This window comes from Klebsiella sp. 141251, from assembly GCF_050600725.1.
GTDB classification, from domain to species: domain Bacteria; phylum Pseudomonadota; class Gammaproteobacteria; order Enterobacterales; family Enterobacteriaceae; genus Klebsiella; species Klebsiella aerogenes.
Genome location: NZ_JAQIRG010000005.1, coordinates 194322 through 213782 on the forward strand (window position 1 = coordinate 194322; position 19461 = coordinate 213782).

Genomic DNA, 19461 nt, shown 5'->3' on the forward strand with positions numbered 1-19461 from the left:
ATCTTCTCGCCTTGCTCTGCAAAACTGGGGTAACGCATGTCCGCAGCGACAAAAACGATAAACAACGCTTCAGAGAATCTCTCGCTATTTCGCATTACCTTTGCGGTTTTTCTGACCTATATGACCGTGGGGTTGCCGCTACCGGTTATCCCACTATTTGTGCATCACGATCTCGGTTTTGGCAACACTCTCGTCGGCGTGGCCGTCGGCATCCAGTTTCTCGCCACGGTCTTAACCCGCGGCTATGCCGGGAGACTGGCCGATCAGTACGGCGCGAAACGCTCGGTGCTGCAAGGAATGTTGGCCTGTGCTCTGGCCGGCGGCGCCTGGCTGGCGGCGGCGCTGCTGCCGGTGCCGGTAATGGCCAAATTTGGCCTGCTGGTGCTGGGCCGTTTGATTCTCGGTTTTGGTGAAAGCCAACTGCTGACCGGCAACTTAAGCTGGGGATTAGGGCTGGTTGGCCCGCGTCGTTCCGGTAAAGTGATGTCGTGGAACGGCATGGCGATGTATGGGGCGCTGGCGGTGGGCGCGCCGCTGGGGCTGCTGATTTACAGCCGTTTCGGCGTGGCGACGCTGGCCTGCGTCACGATGGCGCTGCCGTTGCTGGCGTGGGCGATTAACGGCACGGTCCGTAAAGTTCCCGCTCACGGCGGCGAGCGTCCTTCGCTATGGAGCGTCATCGGCATGATCTGGCGGCCGGGAATTGGTCTCGGCCTGCAGGGCGTCGGCTTTGCGGTAATCGGCACCTTTGTTTCGCTCTATTTCGCCAGCCACGGCTGGGCGATGGCCGGCTTCACGTTGACCGCGTTTGGCGGCGCTTTTGTCCTGATGCGTATTCTGTTCGGCTGGATGCCGGATCGCTTCGGCGGCATTAAGGTGGCGATGGTGTCACTACTGATTGAAGCTATTGGCCTGACGCTGCTGTGGCAAGCGCCGGGCGCCTGGGTCGCGCTGGCGGGCGCCGCTTTGACCGGCTGCGGTTGCTCGCTTATCTTCCCGGCGCTGGGCGTTGAGGTAGTCAAACGGGTTCCGGCTCAGGTTCGCGGCACCGCGCTTGGCGGCTATGCCGCGTTTCAGGATATCTCTTACGGCGTCACCGGCCCGCTGACTGGCCTGCTTGCCACCTCGTTGGGCTATGCATCCGTTTTTCTTGCCGGGGCGATTTGCGCGGTATTAGGGATTGTGGTCACTCTGTTGACGCTACGTAAATAAAGGCATAACGGCGGCTATCAGGCCGCCGTTATTGTTTTAGGCTTACAGCACCAGCCACAGCAGAATAATCACCACCAGCAGCGCAATTGCCACCGTCCACGCTTTTTTACTATACACCGCATGGGGGGCGGGCAGTGGCTCGACCGGGGTAATTGCCATTGTCGCCTGGGCGCGGGCCACGCGTAGCGCAAAGACTTTATTTAATAGCGTTAGCACTTGCGGGCTGGTTAAGGTCGTCGTTGGCGTTACCTGCCAACTGCTTTGCGCGAAATCGGCGATTTTCTGCCACTCCTGCGCCTCCAGCGGTTGCTTAAGCGCTGCCTGCAGCGAATTCATCGTCGGTGCGGTTTGCGCGCTCAGCGTTTGTCGCGCCTGCAGCCAGTATGAGAGCGGGGTGAAGTGGGTGGCGGGGATCAGCTCGCCGGATTTCACGCCGCACAGCTCAAGCATTGATTGCCAGATAAGCTTACTCGATTCGCCGGTTGCGGCGGCCAGTTTGGTCACTAACTGGTTCAGGGTGTTATGTTCCGCCGGCAGCAAAGGACGCAGCGTCGGCGTACGCTGCTGCGGCTGCGGGATCGCCAACTGGCCGTTTTGCAGCAGATGCAGCACGTTCTCCAGCTGCGCCTGGGTCAGCGCATGCAGCACGGTTTGACCATAATTCTGGCGGATATAATCGCTCACCGCCTGACGGTTATTCCCCTGGGTCAGCAGTTCGCTGAGTTGGGCGAGAATTTGCCGGTGGTGATGGTTTTGCTGAGCGATACTTAAGCGCTGATTCAGGTTGCTCTCAGCCGCGCTGAAATGGCTCGCCAGTAGCGGCGTATCGCCTTTCAGACCCAGATCGTGCTTCACGCAGGCCCACACTTCGGCGTTTTGCTGCGATGTCAGCGTCACCAGACGCGTTATCAGCCGCTCCAGAACGGTGCGTTGCTGCATGGTGAGCGCATTTGGACCCACGGCGGATGCGCCGGATGGGCCAGTCCCCGGAGGGCGATCGGACATACCTGAAACGGGTGGTGTCATGATGAATCCTTACCGTAGTGCTGTACTTAAGCCGGGTGATGATGTTCCTGGCGGCCAGATTATGGCACACTTCCCCGGTTTACTCTCGTTCTCAGACAGGTACTGAACCGTGAAAATCCTCGTTGATGAAAATATGCCCTATGCGCGTGAGCTTTTTAGCCGTTTGGGAGACGTGCAGGCCGTTCCCGGTCGTCCCATTCCGCAGGAAGCGTTAACCGACGCCGACGCGCTGATGGTGCGTTCCGTTACTAAGGTGAACGAAGCGCTGCTCTCCGGTAAGACGATTAAGTTTGTCGGCACCGCCACCGCAGGCACCGATCATGTCGATCAAGCGTGGCTGCAGCAGGCGGGGATTGGCTTTTCCGCCGCGCCGGGCTGTAATGCGATCGCGGTGGTGGAGTATGTTTTCTCGGCGCTGCTGATGCTCGCCGAGCGCGATGGATTCGCGCTGGCTGACCGCACCGTCGGTATCGTCGGCGTCGGCAACGTTGGCGGGCGTTTGCAAAAACGTCTGGAAGCGCTGGGAATTAAAACGTTACTCTGCGATCCGCCGCGCGCCAATCGCGGCGATGAAGGCGACTTCCGCAGCCTGGACGAGTTAGTGCAGCAGGCGGATATCCTGACGTTCCACACGCCGTTGTTTAAAGACGGACAGTATAAAACGCTGCATCTTGCCGATGAAGCGCTGATTAGCCGCCTGCAGCCGGGGGCTATTCTGATTAACGCCTGCCGTGGCCCCGTGGTGGATAACGCGGCGCTGCTCAAGCGCTTGCAGGCCGGGCAGCAGCTGAGCGTGGTGCTCGACGTCTGGGAACCCGAACCGGATCTGAATACCGAGTTGCTGGCGCGTGTCGATATCGGTACCTCGCATATCGCCGGTTATACCCTTGAAGGCAAAGCGCGCGGCACCACTCAGGTGTTTGAAGCCTATAGCGCGTTCATTGGCCATCCGCAGCAGGTGGCGCTGGATACGCTACTGCCGGCGCCGGAATTTGGCCGCATTACTCTGCACGGCCCGCTCGATCAGGCGACGCTGAAAAGGCTGGTCCATTTGGTGTATGATGTGCGCCGCGATGATGCGCCGCTGCGTAAAGTGGCAGGCATTGCCGGCGAATTCGACAAGCTGCGTAAAAATTATCAGGAACGCCGCGAATGGTCGTCCCTGTACGTACAGTGCAGCGATGAAAAAGCAGCGACGCTGCTGCGTCAGCTCGGTTTTAATGCCGTACATCATCCTGTTCGTTAATATCTTCTTAATGCCCCTGTCAGATAATCCGGCAGGGTCGCTATTTTCTGGAGTACACCACCATGTCTGAAGGCTGGAATATTGCCGTACTGGGCGCAACCGGCGCCGTAGGCGAAGCCCTGCTTGAAACCCTTGCTGAACGCCAGTTTCCGGTAGGCGAAATTTATGCGCTGGCGCGCAATGAAAGCGCGGGCGAACATCTGCGTTATGGTGGCAAATCGGTCATCGTGCAGGACGCCGCCGAATTTGACTGGACCCAGGCCCAGTTGGCTTTCTTCGCCGCAGGCGTCGAAGCCAGCGCGGCGTATGTCGAAGAAGCCACCAACGCCGGTTGTCTGGTTATCGATCTTAGCGGCCTGTTCGCGCTGGAGCCGGACGTGCCGCTGGTGGTGCCGGACGTTAACCCGTTCGTCCTCGGCGACTACCGCAACCGTAACGTGATTGCGGTACCAAACAGCCTGACCAGCCAGCTGCTGACGGCGCTGAAACCGCTGATCGATGATGGCGGCCTGTCGCGTATTACCGTTACCAATCTGCTGTCTGCCTCGGCGCAGGGGAAAAAAGCGGTCGATGCGCTGGCGGGGCAGAGCGCGAAGCTGCTGAACGGTATTCCGATTGATGAAGACGATTTCTTTGGTCGCCAGCTGGCTTTCAACATGTTGCCGATTCTGCCGGATCGCGAAGGTAGCGTGCGCGAAGAACGACGTATCGTCGATGAAGCGCGCAAAATTCTCCAGGATGACGGCCTGATGATTTCCGCGAGCGTCGTGCAATCGCCGGTCTTCTATGGTCATGCGCAGATGGTGAATTTTGAAGCGCTGCGTCCGCTGGCGGCGGAGGAGGCGCGCGACGCCTTTACCCGCGGCGAGGATATTGAGCTTTCTGAAGAGGGCGAGTTCCCGACGCAGGTCGGCGATGCTTCCGGTAACGCGCGTCTGTCCATCGGTTGCGTGCATAACGATTACGGCATGCCCGAGCAGATTCAGTTCTGGTCGGTTGCCGATAACGTGCGCTTTGGCGGCGCGCTGATGGCGGTGAAAATCGCCGAGAAGCTGGTTCAGGAGTATTTGTACTGATGTCTGAAGCACAGCAGCAGCCGGTGTATAAAATCGCGCTGGGCATCGAGTACGACGGCAGCAAATACTACGGCTGGCAGCGGCAAAACGAAGTGCGCAGCGTGCAGGAAAAGCTGGAAAAGGCGCTGTCGCAGGTGGCGGCCGAACCGGTACACGTATTCTGCGCCGGGCGTACCGACGCCGGCGTTCATGGTACCGGCCAGGTGGTGCACTTTGAAACCCGCGCCCAGCGTAAAGACGCCGCGTGGACGCTGGGCGTAAATGCGAATTTACCTGGTGACATCGCCGTGCGTTGGGTGAAGCATGTAGCAGACGATTTTCACGCCCGCTTCAGCGCGACGGCCCGTCGTTACCGTTACGTCATCTATAATCACCGCCTGCGTCCGGCGGTGTTAAGCCAGGGGGTGACGCATTATTACCACCCTCTGGATGCCGGGCGGATGCATCGCGCCGCGCAGTGTTTAATTGGCGAGAATGACTTCACCTCGTTTCGCGCGGTGCAATGTCAGTCGCGCACGCCGTGGCGTAACGTGATGCATATCAACGTGACCCGTCACGGGGCTTATGTGGTGGTGGATATCAAGGCGAACGCTTTTGTTCATCATATGGTAAGGAACATCGTCGGCAGCCTGATGGAAGTAGGCGCCGGAAACCAGCCAGAGAGCTGGATTGCAGAACTGCTGGCGGCGAAGGACCGGACTCTGGCTGCCGCGACGGCGAAAGCGGAAGGATTGTATCTGGTGTCGGTGGATTATCCGGCCCATTTCGATCTGCCGGTAATGCCGATGGGCCCGCTATTTTTGGCGGACTAATATCAGCGCCCCCGTAACAGGGGGCGGTTGTCACTAAAGGCTAAGACAAATATGGACCTGATTCATTTTTTGATTGATTTCATCCTGCATATTGATGTGCACCTTGCGGAGCTGGTCGCACAGTATGGCGTCTGGGTTTACGCCATCCTGTTTTTGATTCTGTTCTGCGAAACCGGCCTGGTGGTGACGCCGTTCCTGCCCGGAGATTCTCTGCTGTTCGTCGCCGGCGCGCTCTCCGCGCTGCCAACTAACGATCTCAACGTACACCTGATGGTCACGCTGATGGTCATTGCCGCCGTTGTTGGCGATGCCCTGAACTACACCATCGGTAGATTGTTCGGCGAAAAGCTATTCAGCAATCCGAACTCGAAGATTTTCCGTCGCAGCTATCTCGACAAAACCCATACCTTCTATGAACGTCACGGCGGCAAAACCATCATCCTCGCGCGTTTTGTGCCGATCGTCAGAACCTTTGCGCCGTTTGTGGCGGGAATGGGCCACATGTCCTATCGTCATTTTGCGGCGTATAACGTGGTAGGCGCGCTGCTGTGGGTACTGCTGTTCACCTATGCCGGGTACCTGTTTGGTGATTTGCCGATCGTGCAGGAAAATCTGAAGCTGCTGATCGTGGCGATTATCGTCCTGTCGGTACTGCCAGGTGTTATCGAAGTGATTCGCCATCGCCGGGCGGCGGCAAAGCAGGCTAAATAAGCCCTTAGCGGCATTTTCGCCGGGCGTTGCAATGACGTCCGGCGCGCAAAGTGTGAGCGGTTCGACCACTTTTTTATCCCATGTTACGGGATGTTATGATTTAATGTGCAACATTCATGGTCTGTGAGGGGCAAAAGTGGCATTATGCGCCCCTTGCGACAAAACTGGCATCGACCAGGTTCAGGTAGAAAGGTTATCAATGAGCTGGATTGAACGAATTAAAAGCAATATAACCCCCACCCGTAAGGCAAGTATTCCTGAAGGTGTATGGACCAAGTGCGACAGCTGCGGTCAGGTACTGTACCGCGCAGAGCTGGAGCGCAACCTGGAGGTTTGCCCTAAGTGCGATCACCACATGCGTATGTCGGCGCGCAATCGCCTGCATAGCCTGCTGGACGAAGGTTCTCTCGTGGAGCTGGGTAGCGAGCTCGAGCCAAAGGATGTGCTGAAGTTCCGCGATTCGAAAAAGTATAAAGACCGTCTGGCCTCTGCACAGAAAGAGACCGGCGAGAAAGACGCGCTGGTGGTGATGAAAGGCACCCTGCACGGCATGCCTGTCGTGGCGGCGGCATTTGAATTCGCCTTTATGGGCGGTTCGATGGGTTCCGTTGTTGGCGCGCGTTTCGTCCGTGCGGTTGAGCAGGCGCTGGAAGACAACTGCCCGCTAATCTGCTTCTCCGCTTCCGGCGGCGCCCGTATGCAGGAAGCGCTGATGTCGCTGATGCAGATGGCGAAGACCTCCGCGGCGCTGGCGAAAATGCAGGAACGCGGTTTACCGTACATCTCCGTGCTGACCGACCCGACCATGGGCGGCGTCTCCGCGAGCTTCGCGATGCTGGGCGATCTTAATATCGCCGAGCCGAAAGCGCTGATCGGCTTCGCCGGTCCTCGCGTTATCGAGCAGACCGTGCGTGAGAAGCTGCCGCCGGGATTCCAACGCAGTGAGTTCCTGATTGAGAAAGGGGCGATCGACATGATTATTCGTCGTCCTGAAATGCGTCTGAAATTAGCCAGCATCCTGGCGAAACTGATGAATCTTCCTTCGCCGCAGGCCGATGCGCCTCACGAAGGCGAGGTGGTGCCACCGGTACCGGATCAGGAACCAGAGGCCTGATAATGCAGAGGGCAGGGCCGACAGGCGCTGCCCTTTTTTTTACCGTTAACTCTCGCGGACATCATGGAAAAAGATCCTATTCCTCAGGCCACGTCGCCCCTGGCTACGTGGCTTTCTTATCTGGAGCATCTGCACAGTAAAGCCATCGATCTGGGGCTTTCGCGGGTGAGCGAAGTCGCCGGACGGATGGCGATACTAAAACCGGCGCCGTTTGTCTTTACCGTGGCGGGTACCAACGGCAAAGGCACCACCTGCCGGACGCTGGAATCCGTGCTGATGGCGGCGGGTTATAAAGTTGGCGTGTATAGTTCGCCGCATCTGGTGCGCTATACCGAGCGCGTGCGCATTCAGGGCGCTGAGCTGCCGGAAGCGGCGCATACCGCCTCATTTGCCGAAATCGAAGCGGCACGCGGTGATATCTCGCTGAGCTATTTTGAATTTGGCACGCTGTCCGCGCTATGGCTGTTTAAGCAGGCGCAGCTCGATGTGGTTATCCTCGAAGTGGGCCTCGGCGGGCGCCTGGACGCCACGAATATCGTCGATGCCGACGTGGCGGTGGTCACCAGCATCGCGCTGGATCATACCGACTGGCTGGGGCCGGATCGTGAAAGCATTGGCCGTGAAAAAGCCGGTATTTTCCGCGCCGGCAAACCGGCAGTGGTGGGCGAACCCGATATGCCGCACACGATTGCCGACGTGGCGGATGAAAAAGGCGCGACGCTGTTGCGCCGCGACCACGACTGGCGTTATAGCGTGACTGGCCAGTCATGGAACTTTAGCGATGGTCAGGGCGAGTTGGCAGGGCTGCCGCTGCCGCAGGTTCCATTGCCGAACGCCGCGACGGCGCTGGCGGCGCTACGCGCCAGCGGGCTTAACGTCGCTGAACAGGCGCTGCGCGACGGTATTCATCACGCCATGCTGCCGGGGCGTTTTCAGATTATCAGCGAGGCGCCGCGGGTGATCCTCGATGTCGCGCATAACCCGCATGCGGCGGCTTATCTCGCCGGGCGTCTCAAAACCTTAGCGAAAACGGGGCGCGTACTGGCGGTTATTGGTATGCTGCATGATAAAGATATCGCCGGAACCCTGGCGAATCTGGCGCCTGAAGTAGACGCGTGGTACTGCGCGCCGCTGGAAGGGCCGCGCGGCGCCACGGCGGATCAGCTGATTGCGCATCTGCGCGCAGGGCAAAGTTATGACAGCGTAGCCCAGGCGTGGCATGCCGCCATGGCGGATGCCAAAGCCGAAGATACGGTGCTGGTGTGTGGTTCCTTCCACACGGTAGCGCATGTAATGGAAGAGATAGACGCGGGGAGAATCGGTGGCGAGTAAGTTTCAGAACCGTTTAGTCGGGACGATTGTACTGGTAGCGCTGGGGGTAATTATTCTCCCGGGTCTGCTCGACGGTCAGAAAAAACATTATCAGGATGAGTTTGCGGCGATCCCGTTGGTGCCGAAGCCGGGCGATCGCGATGAGCCGGATATGCTGCCGGCGGCTACCCAGGCGCTGCCTTCGCAGCCGCCGGAAGGCGCCGCGGAAGAGGTGAGAGCGGGAGACGCCGCGGCGCCATCGCTGGATCCGTCGCGCATCCCGGTAAACAACAATAGCTTCGATGAAGTTCAGGAGCCGGTGGTGGCCGCCAAGCCGCAGCCGAAACCACAGCCGAAGCCGGTTGAGAAACCGCAGCCGCAGCAGGTCGCGCAGACGCCGCCTCCGGCGAAACCGCAGCCGCAACCACAGCCGCAACAGCAGCAGGCCGCTATTCCGGCGCCGACCGGAAAAGCCTATGTGGTGCAGTTAGGGGCGTTGAAGAATGCCGATAAGGTTAACGAAATCGTGGGTAAGCTGCGTTCCTCGGGCTTTAAAGCCTGGACATCGCCATCCACGCCGGTTCAGGGTAAAATTACCCGTATTCTGGTGGGGCCGGATGCGTCGAAAGACAAGCTGAAGGGGCAACTCGGCGAGCTGCAGCAAATTTCTGGCCTGAGCGGCGTGGTCATGGGATATAGCCCGAATTAAAAAACCATATCCGCTCCGATTGGGTGAGCCAGCAAGCGGGTTAACCTGCTGAAACCCTTGCCGGATACGCCCTGAAGAGGCGTCAGGCAGTATGGCGTTGAATGTTTTTTCAGCGCCATTTTTATTTCTGTAGGGCACGGAAATCCCTACGCAAACGTTTTCTTTTTCTGTTAGAATGCGCCCCGAACTGGACGACAGGGCGTAAAATCGTGGGATGTATATGGTCTGGATTGATTACGCCATTATTGCGGTAATTGGTTTTTCCTGTTTGGTTAGCCTTATCCGCGGCTTTGTTCGTGAAGCGTTATCGCTGGTGACATGGGGATGTGCCTTCTTTGTCGCCAGTCATTACTACACTTACCTGGCTGTCTGGTTCACGGGCTTTGAAGACGAACTGGTCCGAAATGGGATTGCTATCGCGATATTGTTTATCGCAACGCTTATCGTCGGCGCTATCGTTAACTATGTGATAGGCGCTCTGGTAGAGAAAACCGGTCTGTCAGGAACAGACAGGGTGTTGGGGATCTGTTTTGGCGCCCTGCGCGGCGTGCTGATCGTCTCCGCTATTCTGTTCTTTCTCGACAGCTTCACCGGTATGGCAAAAAGTGAAGACTGGCAAAAGTCTGAGCTTATCCCGCAGTTCAGTTTCGTTATCAGATGGTTCTTTGACTATCTGCAGAGCTCGTCAAGTTTCTTGCCCAAAGCATAAGCGTTGGGATGTAGCTTAACGAGGAAAAGACGTATGTGCGGTATTGTCGGTATCGCCGGTGTTATGCCGGTAAACCAGTCGATTTATGACGCGTTAACGGTGCTTCAGCATCGTGGGCAGGATGCCGCGGGCATCATCACCATTGATGCAAATAACTGCTTCCGTTTGCGTAAAGCCAACGGACTGGTGAGCGATGTGTTCGAAGCGCGCCACATGCAGCGTATGCAGGGAAATATGGGGATTGGCCACGTCCGTTACCCAACGGCAGGCAGTTCCAGCGCTTCTGAAGCGCAGCCTTTTTACGTTAACTCGCCGTACGGCATTACGTTGGCCCATAATGGCAACCTGACCAATGCCCACGAGCTGCGTCAAAAGCTGTTTGAAGAAAAACGCCGCCACATCAACACCACCTCCGATTCCGAAATTCTGCTCAATATCTTCGCCAGCGAGCTGGATAATTTCCGTCATTACCCGCTGGAAGCCGATAACATTTTCGCCGCGATTGCCGCGACGAATCGCCAGATCCGCGGCGCGTACGCCTGCGTGGCGATGATTATCGGCCACGGCATGGTCGCTTTCCGCGACCCGAACGGTATTCGTCCGCTGGTGCTCGGCAAGCGCGATATCGGCGATGGCCGCACCGAGTATATGGTCGCCTCCGAAAGCGTGGCGCTGGATACTCTGGGCTTTGAATTCCTGCGCGACGTCGCGCCGGGCGAAGCGGTTTACATCACCGAGAAAGGCCAGCTGTTTACCCGCCAGTGCGCGGAAAACCCGGTCAGCAACCCATGCCTGTTCGAATACGTCTATTTCGCGCGTCCGGACTCCTTTATCGACAAGATTTCCGTCTATAGCGCCCGCGTGAACATGGGCACGAAGCTTGGCGAGAAAATTGCCCGTGAGTGGGAAGATCTGGATATCGATGTCGTTATTCCGATCCCGGAAACCTCCTGCGATATCGCCCTGGAGATTGCCCGTATCCTTGATAAACCGTATCGTCAGGGCTTCGTCAAAAACCGCTATGTTGGTCGTACCTTTATCATGCCGGGCCAGCAGCTGCGCCGTAAATCCGTGCGCCGTAAGCTGAATGCCAACCGCGCCGAATTCCGTGATAAGAACGTGCTGCTGGTGGATGACTCTATCGTTCGCGGCACCACCTCTGAACAGATTATCGAAATGGCGCGCGAAGCGGGGGCGAAAAAGGTGTATCTGGCCTCCGCGGCGCCGGAAATTCGCTTCCCGAACGTCTACGGTATCGATATGCCGACCGCCAACGAGCTTATCGCCCACGGTCGCGAAGTTGACGAGATCCGCCAGATCATCGGCGCCGATGGCCTGATTTTCCAGGATCTGGACGATCTGATCGAAGCGGTACGCGCCGAGAACCCGGACATTCAACAGTTCGAGTGTTCTGTCTTTAACGGCGTGTACGTCACCAAAGACGTTGACCAACAGTATCTCGATTATCTTGATTCTCTGCGTAACGACGATGCGAAAGCGGTGCAACTGCAAACCGAAGTTGAAAACTTAGAGATGCATAACGAAGGCTAATTGGTCCCTTGTTGCTGGCCCGCCGTCTTTCGAAGACCGCGGGCCTTTTTATTTTTACCCGCCAGGTTGCGTCGGGGACTATAATCCGGCAAAGTCTGCGGCACTATGCGCAAGGGGTATAACATCGTGAAACGACTCATTATCGGCATTTCCGGCGCCAGCGGCGCGATTTACGGCGTACGCCTGCTACAGGTGCTGCGTGACGTCGCGGAGGTCGAGACCCATCTGATAATGAGCCAGGCGGCGCGTCAGACGCTGTCGCTGGAAACCGACTACTCGCTGCGCGAAGTGCAGGCGCTGGCCGATGTGGTACACGACGCGCGCGATATCGCCGCCAGCATCTCCTCCGGCTCGTTTAAAACCAGCGGGATGGTTATTCTACCGTGCTCGATGAAAACGCTCTCCGGCATCGTCAATAGCTATACCGACGGTCTGCTGACCCGCGCAGCGGACGTGGTGTTAAAAGAGCGCCGCCCGCTGGTGCTTTGCGTACGCGAGACGCCGTTCCACCTTGGGCATCTGCGTTTAATGGTGCAGGCGGCGGAAATGGGCGCGGTGATCATGCCGCCGGTGCCGGCCTTCTATCATCGTCCCCAGACGCTGGACGATGTGATTAATCAGACGGTTAACCGGGTTATCGATCAGTTTGATATTGACCTGCCGCAGGACCTGTTTACCCGCTGGCAGGGCGGGGCCTGATGCACCCGTTTGGTGCATTTTATTTACCTTTGCCTTCCACTGGTGCATTTTTGTTGTCCTGATCAAATCCTCGACATTTAATTTGTTTTTTTGCGTTTTGCCGCTGCGGTTTATCCGTTAATGCTGGTATCTTCCCTTCTAAGACAATCTTGCAACTTTATATTAACAAATTTAACGCTGTTACCGGCACGCACCGGGAAAATGGCATAAAACCTGCAAGAACCGTCGGCAACACACATAACCAGACAGCGCACAACATAACAACATCACGACACTTAAGGGCTTTCTATGAAGAAGACGATCCTGGCTCTCTCGTTAATCATGGGAATCAGTAGCGCCGCCAGCGTATCTGCGGCGCTGCCGCAAAGTATCCGCATCGGCACCGATACCACCTATGCGCCTTTCTCGTCGAAGGATTCGAAGGGCAACTTTATTGGCTTTGACATCGATCTGGGCAATGAACTGTGCTCGCGTATCAAGGTGAAGTGCACCTGGGTGGGCAGCGATTTTGACGCGCTGATCCCCTCGCTGAAAGCGAAGAAAATCGACGCGATTATCTCGTCGCTGTCGATTACCGAAAAACGCCAGCAGGAGATTGCGTTCTCTGACAAGCTGTACGCGGCAGACTCTCGTCTGATCGCGGCAAAAGGCTCGCCGATTCAGCCGACGCTGGAGTCGCTGAAAGGCAAGCATGTTGGCGTACTGCAGGGCTCTACTCAGGAGGCCTATGCCAACGAACGCTGGCGCAGCCAGGGCGTGGATGTTGTCGCCTATGCCAACCAGGATCTGATCTATTCCGACCTCGCCGCCGGGCGTCTCGATGCGGCGCTGCAGGATGAAGTCGCGGCCAGCGAAGGTTTCCTCAAACAACCTGCCGGTAAAGATTACGCCTTTGCCGGCCCTTCCGTTAAAGACAAAAAATACTTCGGCGATGGTACCGGCATCGGCCTGCGCAAAGAAGATGGCGAGCTGAAAGCCGCTTTCGACAAAGCGCTGGGTGAGATGCGGAAAGACGGCACCTACGACAAAATGGCGAAGAAATACTTCAACTTTAACGTCTACGGCGATTAAGACTGTAGCGGTCTGGTTATGCCAGGCCGCTCCATTGCGACGCGGTTATTGTTGCCCTTGATAGGTGCAAGCGGTTAATGGCTTGCACCAGAATGGGGCGATAGCGGTTTTTCTTTGTTCAGAAAGTGCATAGTTAAGCGTTTCTGATGCAAAAAAATCTGCTTTCATGCGCATTTTGCTTTGCCTTGGCAGGGCGAATAATGGCACGATAACTGGCGTAAGTGCTTCTAATAAACCCGTTAGAATGACAGTCTGTTGAGGATAATTATGAAAAAACTGGCGTTGTCTCTTTCTTTGGCGCTGGCCCTTTCCAGCGTTTCCACGGTATTCGCAGCCATTCCACAGAAAATCCGTATTGGTACCGATCCTACTTATGCGCCGTTCGAATCGAAGAATGCGCAGGGTCAATTGATTGGTTTTGACATCGATCTGGCGAAAGAGCTGTGTAAGCGTATCAATACCCAATGTACCTTCGTTGAAAACCCGCTGGATGCGCTGATCCCCTCGTTAAAAGCGAAGAAAATCGATGCGATTATGTCCTCGTTGTCGATCACCGAAAAGCGCCAGCAGGAAATTGCTTTCACCGACAAACTTTATGCCGCTGATTCCCGTCTGGTGGTGAAAAAGGGCAGCGATATTACCCCGGACCTGAGCAAGTTGAAAGGCAAGCGCATTGGCGTGCTGCAGGGCACCACTCAGGAAACCTACGGCAACGAGCACTGGGCGCCGAAAGGCATTGAAATTGTCTCCTATCAGGGCCAGGACAATATCTATTCCGACCTGACCGCGGGCCGTATTGACGCCGCGTTCCAGGATGAGGTCGCCGCCAGCGAAGGTTTCCTCAAACAACCGATTGGCAAAGATTATCAGTTTGGCGGCCCGTCCATTAAGGATGAGAAGTTGTTTGGCGTCGGTACCGGCATGGGTCTGCGGAAAGACGACACCGAGCTGCGTGAGGCGCTAAATAAAGCTTTCGCCGAGATGCGTAAAGACGGCACTTACGACAAGCTGGCGAAGAAATATTTCGATTTTAACGTGTACGGCGACTAATCATCGTTAGTACCTCGCCGCACGCGTTTTCACGTGCGGCGATCGATGACAGACAGGGCAGACAGCATGCTGTACGGGTTCTCACAGGTTATTTTTCAGGGCGCGCTGGTCACCCTTGAGCTGGCGCTTAGCTCGGTGGTGCTGGCGGTCCTTATCGGGCTGGTGGGCGCGGGGGCGAAACTATCCGCCAACCGGCCTATGGCGCTGGTGTTTGAAGGCTATACCACGCTGATCCGCGGGGTGCCGGATCTGGTGCTGATGCTGCTGATTTTCTATGGGCTACAAATCGCCCTTAACAGCATCACCGATGCATTCGGCATGGCGCAATTTGATATTGATCCGATGATTGCCGGTATTATCACCCTCGGCTTTATCTATGGAGCGTACTTCACTGAAACCTTCCGTGGCGCGTTTCTGGCGGTGCCGAAAGGCCATATTGAAGCGGCGACGGCATTTGGCTTCAGCGGCTGGCAGACGTTCCGCCGCATCCTGTTTCCGGCGATGATGCGCTATGCGCTGCCCGGCATCGGCAACAACTGGCAGGTGATTCTCAAAGCCACCGCGCTGGTGTCGCTGCTCGGTCTGGAAGACGTGGTTAAGGCAACGCAACTGGCGGGCAAAAGTACCTGGCAGCCGTTCTATTTCGCTATCGTCTGTGGGGCTATCTATCTGGTGTTTACCACGATTTCCAATGGTGTGCTGCTGCTGCTTGAACGCCGCTACTCCGTGGGTGTGAAGAGGGCTGACCTGTGATTGAAATTATTCAGGAGTACTGGAAATCCCTGCTGTGGACCGACGGTTACCGTTTTACCGGCGTGGCGATCACCCTGTGGCTGTTGATTGCTTCAGTGGTGATGGGCGGCATCCTCGCGGTGTTTCTCGCCATCGGGCGCGTATCGAGCAATAAATACATCCAGTTTCCGATCTGGCTGTTTACCTATATTTTCCGCGGCACGCCGCTGTACGTGCAGCTGCTGGTGTTTTACTCCGGGATGTATACGCTGGAAATCGTCAAAGGCAGCGATCTGTTGAATGCGTTTTTCCGCAGCGGCCTGAACTGTACGGTTTTGGCATTGACCTTAAATACCTGCGCCTACACCACCGAGATTTTTGCCGGGGCGATTCGTTCGGTGGCGCCGGGCGAGATTGAGGCCGCGCGGGCTTACGGCTTTTCGTCAGTTAAGTTGTACCGCTGCATTATTTTGCCCTCTGCGCTACGTATTGCGCTGCCAGCGTACAGTAACGAAGTCATTCTGATGCTGCACTCGACGGCGCTGGCGTTTACCGCCACGGTGCCGGATTTGCTGAAAATCGCGCGCGATATTAACTCGGCGACCTATCAGCCGTTTACCGCTTTCGGCATCGCCGCGGTACTGTACTTAATTATTTCGTATGTGCTGATTAGCTTGTTCCGCAAGGCGGAAAAGCGCTGGCTGCAGCATATCAAACCTTCTTCGACGCACTGAGAAAGCCATGACCGACAATAAATTAAGCGTTATCGATCTGCATAAACGTTACGGCGAGCACGAGGTGCTGAAAGGCGTCTCGCTGAAAGCGAAGGCCGGAGACGTGATTAGTATTATCGGCTCATCGGGTTCCGGTAAAAGTACCTTCCTGCGCTGCATTAACTTTCTTGAGAAGCCAAGCGAAGGAACGATTATCGTCAACGGGCAGAATATTGGCCTGGTGCGCGATAAAGACGGCCAGTTGAAGGTCGCGGATAAAAACCAGCTGCGTCTGCTGCGCACGCGACTGACGATGGTGTTCCAGCACTTCAACCTGTGGAGCCACATGACGGTACTGGAAAACGTCATGGAGGCGCCGATTCAGGTGCTCGGCCTCAACAAACAGGAAGCGCGCGAGCGGGCGGTGAAGTATCTGGCGAAAGTCGGCATCGATGAACGCCAGCAGATCAAATATCCGGTACATCTTTCCGGCGGTCAGCAGCAGCGCGTGTCCATCGCGCGGGCGCTGGCGATGGAGCCGGACGTACTGTTGTTTGATGAGCCGACCTCGGCACTTGATCCGGAGCTGGTGGGCGAAGTATTGCGTATTATGCAAAAACTGGCGGAAGAGGGGAAAACCATGGTGGTCGTCACCCACGAAATGGGCTTTGCCCGCCACGTCTCTTCACACGTGATTTTCCTCCATCAGGGAAGAATCGAAGAAGAAGGGCATCCCGACGAGCTGTTCGGCAACCCGAAAAGCCAGCGCCTGCAGCAGTTCCTTAAAGGTTCACTGAAGTAATCGCCTCTATCCCGGCGGGTTTGCTCGCCGGGAATGACTTAACGCTCCAGTCGGTAGATCCAATCATCGTAATCCACGCCGTTGAGGTGGTAGGCCTGTTCCAGCACCTGAATGCGTACAAAACCCAGCTTTTCCAGCAGCCGCGACGACCCCAGGTTATCTCCCAGCACCCAGGCATTAATGGCGTGGATGCCAAGGGTGGTAAAACCGTAATCACAAATCGCGCGCAGCGCTTCGCTGGCGTAGCCCTGGCCCTGCGCTTGCGGCAGTAACGCGTAGCCGACGTCGGCCTCGTGCGGATTTTTCGTACTGATGCGCAGACCAATATCTCCCAGCGGCGTGCCGGCCGAATCGCGCAACACAAAGACGCCGGTATCTTCGCAGCGGCATTCAAACACGCTGCGTAGCGCCGTTTCGCTTAACACCTCACCCATGTAACGCATGACGTCAGGATCCTGACGCAGACGCAGAAAAAAGGGCCAATCGGCCGGAGTGAAGCGGGAAAGCAACAGGCGGGGCGTTGTTATCGTAGTCATAAAGCGATTAATCAGCTAAAACGAAAGCCTACTTTACCACTATGCTGCGCCGGGTAACATGCTCGTCCTCGCGAATCAGCCCGTGGGTGACGTGGCGCTCAGACTCTGCAGGTAGCGCTGCACGCGGTGATTTTCAGGTGAACGGCGAAGCTGTAGCGCCAGGTTGAGGCTATCCAGCAGTTGGGCGTTAGCCACCATCGGCGAATCGGCGGCGATGCGCTTTTCCGCGACTAACCATTCAACGACGGATTTCCAGCGCCAGAGAGGGGAATTGCCTTTCACACGCTGTACGGGGCCGGGAAACCGCCCGCTGCCGCGAGCGCCCTCTTTTAATAGCGCGATCGCCTGGCGGGAGACGCCGATAAGTTCGGCGATATCGCTCAGCCCGACCAATGTCGAATCGATGGACTCCACGCGGATATCTGGCAGCGCGGCGGTTTCTACATCGCGGATGGCGGACAGCGCCGCCTGTTCCAGCGATTGGCCCTCGCGATCGAACTCGAGGTAGACCGCGGTACCGTAAAAGCAGACCAGAGCGTCGCTACAGCCTGCGGCAAAGAGCGCATCTTCCAGTCCGGGCGTTTGACTGGTGACGCCGGACAGCGTCAGCGTAAAATTAAATATCGGCATCGTTTAGCGTTCCTTATGCGTGATGCGCGCGGTAGCCGGGATGGGACACCGTTCGACCATTCTGATTATTTGCCGGGCGTGGTTTTCAGGGACGGCGGGCGTCGACCAAATGCTCATCATATGTTCACGGTGTTCAGCCACGCCGTAGACGAGGCGCCCAAAGCAATGAGCGCTTTTACCTGCAGGCAGCAATATCCACCCCCGCGCCAGCGCCGTGGCAATCGCCATCCTGATATGTTTGTCCGGATGTTCCTTCATCGTTAAATCCTGCTCAGAATAAAAAGAGTGTTGACGGGTGTCAACGTGTTTTGAGAGTATATTCCTCGTCAGGACGTTATGGCAGGAGTATATTTTTGCGGTTGGAATGCGCTTCACAAGAAGCGTAGCAAGGAGAACGAGGAATTAACGATTTGCGAGGCGGCTTCCGCCCCAGGGAAGAGAACGGGGAGCCGTTACTCCCCGTTTATCTACCTAGCCCAACACATCCTTCAGCGCCTCTTCCAGATCGTACCAGCGGAAGCTAAAGCCGGCGGCTTCCAGGCGTTTTGGCAGCGCGCGCTGGCCGCCGAGCACCAGTACCGAGGATTCCCCCATCAGCAGGCGAATGGCGGCGGCGGGAACGCGGAAAATCGCCGGGCGATTAAGCGCGTGGCCGAGCGCGTGGGCAAACTGTTCGTTACGCACGGGATAGGGCGAGACCATATTGAACGGGCCGCGCAGATCGTTATCCAGCAGCCACAGAATACCGTTCACCATATCATCGATATGGATCCACGCCAGATACTGGCGACCGTCGCCGATAGGTCCGCCCAGGCCGAGCTTAAACGCGGGCGTCATTTTGGCCAGGATCCCGCCCCGCGGCGCTAAGACGACGCCGGTGCGCAACAGGCACACGCGCGTGCGATCGCTTTGCGCCTCACAGGCGATTTGCTCCCAGCGGGCGCAAAGTTTATGGGTAAATTCATTGTGCGGCGGCTCTTCCTCGGTCACCACGACTTCACCGAGATCGCCGTAATAGCCGGTAGCGGAACCGCTAATCAGCACGGAGGGTGGTGTTTCGCTGGCTTTAAATAACGCGACCAGCTGGCGGGTGATGTCCCAGCGGCTGTGGCACAGGCGCTCTTTTTGCTCTGCCGTCCAGCGCTTATCGGCGATCGGTTCACCGGCAAGGTTAATGACGGCGTCAAAGCCATCGAGGTTGTTTTGCCCCTCGAAACCGCGCCACAGCGTGACGCGGGGATCGAGACGGGCTTTCGCGCGTTCAGGGTTGCGGGTGGAAACCGTGAGTTGGTGCCCAAGTTCCAGCAGCCTGGTAATAAGATGCCGACCAATGAGCCCGGTACCGCCAGTGAGCAGGATTTCCATACCGCCTCCCTTACAAACGTTTTAGCGCCGCCAGCTCATAGTCATCGATACTGAGTCGGCATAGCGCAGCGCGTGAAGTTTATCGATCTCTACTTCAGCATAAGTGACCCAGTGATGTTCGCATGCGATATTGAGCACATCCTGGGTTAATTTTTCCAGCAGCGAGAAGCGGTTATTCTCGATATGGCTGATGATGCGTTTAGTAATGGTGCGATAGTTCAGGGCATCATTGATGTCTTCGCTGTCGCGAGCCTTATCGGCCGGATAGTGAATCACCACATTCACCAACACATCCTGACGGTTGGCGATCTCTTCCTCTTTGATTCCAATAAAAGTACGCAGGCGCAGGTTCTTAATACGAATAATGGCGTCTGGCTGAGACATTG

22 protein-coding genes and 1 pseudogene are annotated in these 19461 nt (G+C 56.7%); 16 read left to right on the forward strand and 7 right to left on the reverse strand.

Annotated features, from left to right (window positions below):
* Positions 1-36 precede the first annotated feature (36 nt).
* Complete coding sequence (locus tag PGR09_RS13465; protein ID WP_045391503.1) at positions 37-1212, forward strand: MFS transporter; 1176 nt, start codon at positions 37-39, stop codon at positions 1210-1212.
* Between the two features lie 42 nt (positions 1213-1254).
* On the opposite strand, the gene flk is transcribed toward PGR09_RS13465, so the two are convergent.
* On the reverse strand, positions 1255-2238 hold the full coding sequence (gene flk / locus PGR09_RS13470) for a flagella biosynthesis regulator Flk (protein ID WP_020078229.1): 984 nt from the start codon (positions 2236-2238) through the stop codon (positions 1255-1257).
* Positions 2239-2347: 109 nt separating this feature from the next.
* Between flk and pdxB the strand changes: the two genes are divergently transcribed.
* The 10 genes from pdxB (at position 2348) to PGR09_RS13520 (ending at position 12176) form a co-directional block, all read left to right on the forward strand.
* Positions 2348-3484 carry a 4-phosphoerythronate dehydrogenase PdxB gene (pdxB, locus tag PGR09_RS13475; RefSeq protein WP_047078310.1) on the forward strand — a complete coding sequence of 379 codons (1137 nt, stop codon included), beginning with the start codon at positions 2348-2350 and terminating at the stop codon, positions 3482-3484.
* Positions 3485-3546: 62 nt separating this feature from the next.
* On the forward strand, positions 3547-4560 hold the full coding sequence (locus PGR09_RS13480; RefSeq protein ID WP_045364476.1) for an aspartate-semialdehyde dehydrogenase: 1014 nt from the start codon (positions 3547-3549) through the stop codon (positions 4558-4560).
* On the forward strand, positions 4560-5372 hold the full coding sequence (gene truA / locus PGR09_RS13485; protein WP_032708800.1) for a tRNA pseudouridine(38-40) synthase TruA: 813 nt from the start codon (positions 4560-4562) through the stop codon (positions 5370-5372). Before PGR09_RS13480 ends, truA begins: the two co-directional genes overlap by 1 nt.
* A gap of 51 nt (positions 5373-5423) precedes the next feature.
* Positions 5424-6083, forward strand: a complete 660-nt coding sequence (locus tag PGR09_RS13490) for a DedA family protein (RefSeq protein WP_047066227.1) — start codon at positions 5424-5426, stop codon at positions 6081-6083.
* Positions 6084-6282: 199 nt separating this feature from the next.
* Positions 6283-7197: an acetyl-CoA carboxylase, carboxyltransferase subunit beta gene (gene accD / locus PGR09_RS13495; protein ID WP_015365554.1), complete on the forward strand. Its 915-nt coding sequence runs from the start codon at positions 6283-6285 to the stop codon at positions 7195-7197.
* Between the two features lie 63 nt (positions 7198-7260).
* On the forward strand, positions 7261-8529 hold the full coding sequence (gene folC, locus PGR09_RS13500) for a bifunctional tetrahydrofolate synthase/dihydrofolate synthase (protein ID WP_047043324.1): 1269 nt from the start codon (positions 7261-7263) through the stop codon (positions 8527-8529).
* On the forward strand, positions 8519-9217 hold the full coding sequence (gene dedD / locus PGR09_RS13505; RefSeq protein ID WP_045391498.1) for a cell division protein DedD: 699 nt from the start codon (positions 8519-8521) through the stop codon (positions 9215-9217). Before folC ends, dedD begins: the two co-directional genes overlap by 11 nt.
* Positions 9218-9437: 220 nt before the next feature.
* Positions 9438-9926 carry a colicin V production protein gene (gene cvpA / locus PGR09_RS13510; RefSeq protein WP_015706172.1) on the forward strand — a complete coding sequence of 163 codons (489 nt, stop codon included), beginning with the start codon at positions 9438-9440 and terminating at the stop codon, positions 9924-9926.
* Positions 9927-9959: 33 nt separating this feature from the next.
* Positions 9960-11477: an amidophosphoribosyltransferase gene (gene purF, locus PGR09_RS13515; protein ID WP_047043320.1), complete on the forward strand. Its 1518-nt coding sequence runs from the start codon at positions 9960-9962 to the stop codon at positions 11475-11477.
* A 126-nt stretch (positions 11478-11603) separates the two neighbouring features.
* The gene (locus PGR09_RS13520) at positions 11604-12176 is read left to right on the forward strand and encodes a UbiX family flavin prenyltransferase (RefSeq protein WP_047043317.1); all 573 of its coding nucleotides are present in this window, start codon (positions 11604-11606) and stop codon (positions 12174-12176) included.
* A 110-nt stretch (positions 12177-12286) separates the two neighbouring features.
* Here the strand turns inward: PGR09_RS13520 and PGR09_RS13525 are convergent, their stop codons facing one another.
* Positions 12287-12415 (reverse strand): hypothetical protein, encoded by a 129-nt coding sequence (locus PGR09_RS13525; RefSeq protein ID WP_161801912.1) that lies wholly within the window; start codon positions 12413-12415, stop codon positions 12287-12289.
* Positions 12416-12464: 49 nt separating this feature from the next.
* Between PGR09_RS13525 and argT the strand changes: the two genes are divergently transcribed.
* The 5 genes from argT (at position 12465) to hisP (ending at position 16544) form a co-directional block, all read left to right on the forward strand.
* Complete coding sequence (gene argT, locus PGR09_RS13530) at positions 12465-13247, forward strand: lysine/arginine/ornithine ABC transporter substrate-binding protein ArgT (RefSeq protein ID WP_015365561.1); 783 nt, start codon at positions 12465-12467, stop codon at positions 13245-13247.
* Between the two features lie 267 nt (positions 13248-13514).
* On the forward strand, positions 13515-14297 hold the full coding sequence (hisJ, locus tag PGR09_RS13535; protein WP_015365563.1) for a histidine ABC transporter substrate-binding protein HisJ: 783 nt from the start codon (positions 13515-13517) through the stop codon (positions 14295-14297).
* A gap of 66 nt (positions 14298-14363) precedes the next feature.
* Positions 14364-15050, forward strand: a complete 687-nt coding sequence (locus tag PGR09_RS13540) for a histidine ABC transporter permease HisQ (RefSeq protein WP_045391496.1) — start codon at positions 14364-14366, stop codon at positions 15048-15050.
* A complete protein-coding gene (locus tag PGR09_RS13545; RefSeq protein WP_015365565.1) occupies positions 15047-15763 on the forward strand; it encodes an ABC transporter permease in 717 nt (238 codons plus the stop codon). The genes PGR09_RS13540 and PGR09_RS13545 overlap by 4 nt, the downstream gene beginning before the upstream one ends.
* 7 nt (positions 15764-15770) lie before the next feature.
* Positions 15771-16544: a histidine ABC transporter ATP-binding protein HisP gene (hisP, locus tag PGR09_RS13550; protein WP_015365566.1), complete on the forward strand. Its 774-nt coding sequence runs from the start codon at positions 15771-15773 to the stop codon at positions 16542-16544.
* On the opposite strand, the pseudogene PGR09_RS13555 reads toward hisP, so the two are convergent.
* The 5 genes and pseudogenes from PGR09_RS13555 to folX form a co-directional block, all read right to left on the reverse strand.
* Positions 16525-17080 (reverse strand): annotated as a pseudogene (locus PGR09_RS13555) (GNAT family N-acetyltransferase). The gene hisP and the pseudogene PGR09_RS13555 overlap by 20 nt on opposite strands.
* 75 nt (positions 17081-17155) lie before the next feature.
* Positions 17156-17710 carry a DNA-binding protein gene (locus tag PGR09_RS13560; protein WP_213292389.1) on the reverse strand — a complete coding sequence of 185 codons (555 nt, stop codon included), beginning with the start codon at positions 17708-17710 and terminating at the stop codon, positions 17156-17158.
* 3 nt (positions 17711-17713) lie between these two features.
* Entirely contained in the window at positions 17714-17968 is a 255-nt protein-coding gene (locus PGR09_RS13565) for a hypothetical protein (RefSeq protein ID WP_315711245.1), read from the reverse strand.
* A gap of 213 nt (positions 17969-18181) precedes the next feature.
* The gene (locus PGR09_RS13570) at positions 18182-19075 is read right to left on the reverse strand and encodes a TIGR01777 family oxidoreductase (RefSeq protein WP_430916229.1); all 894 of its coding nucleotides are present in this window, start codon (positions 19073-19075) and stop codon (positions 18182-18184) included.
* Between the two features lie 21 nt (positions 19076-19096).
* Positions 19097-19459 (reverse strand): dihydroneopterin triphosphate 2'-epimerase, encoded by a 363-nt coding sequence (gene folX, locus PGR09_RS13575; protein ID WP_015365570.1) that lies wholly within the window; start codon positions 19457-19459, stop codon positions 19097-19099.
* Positions 19460-19461: the final 2 nt, after the last annotated feature.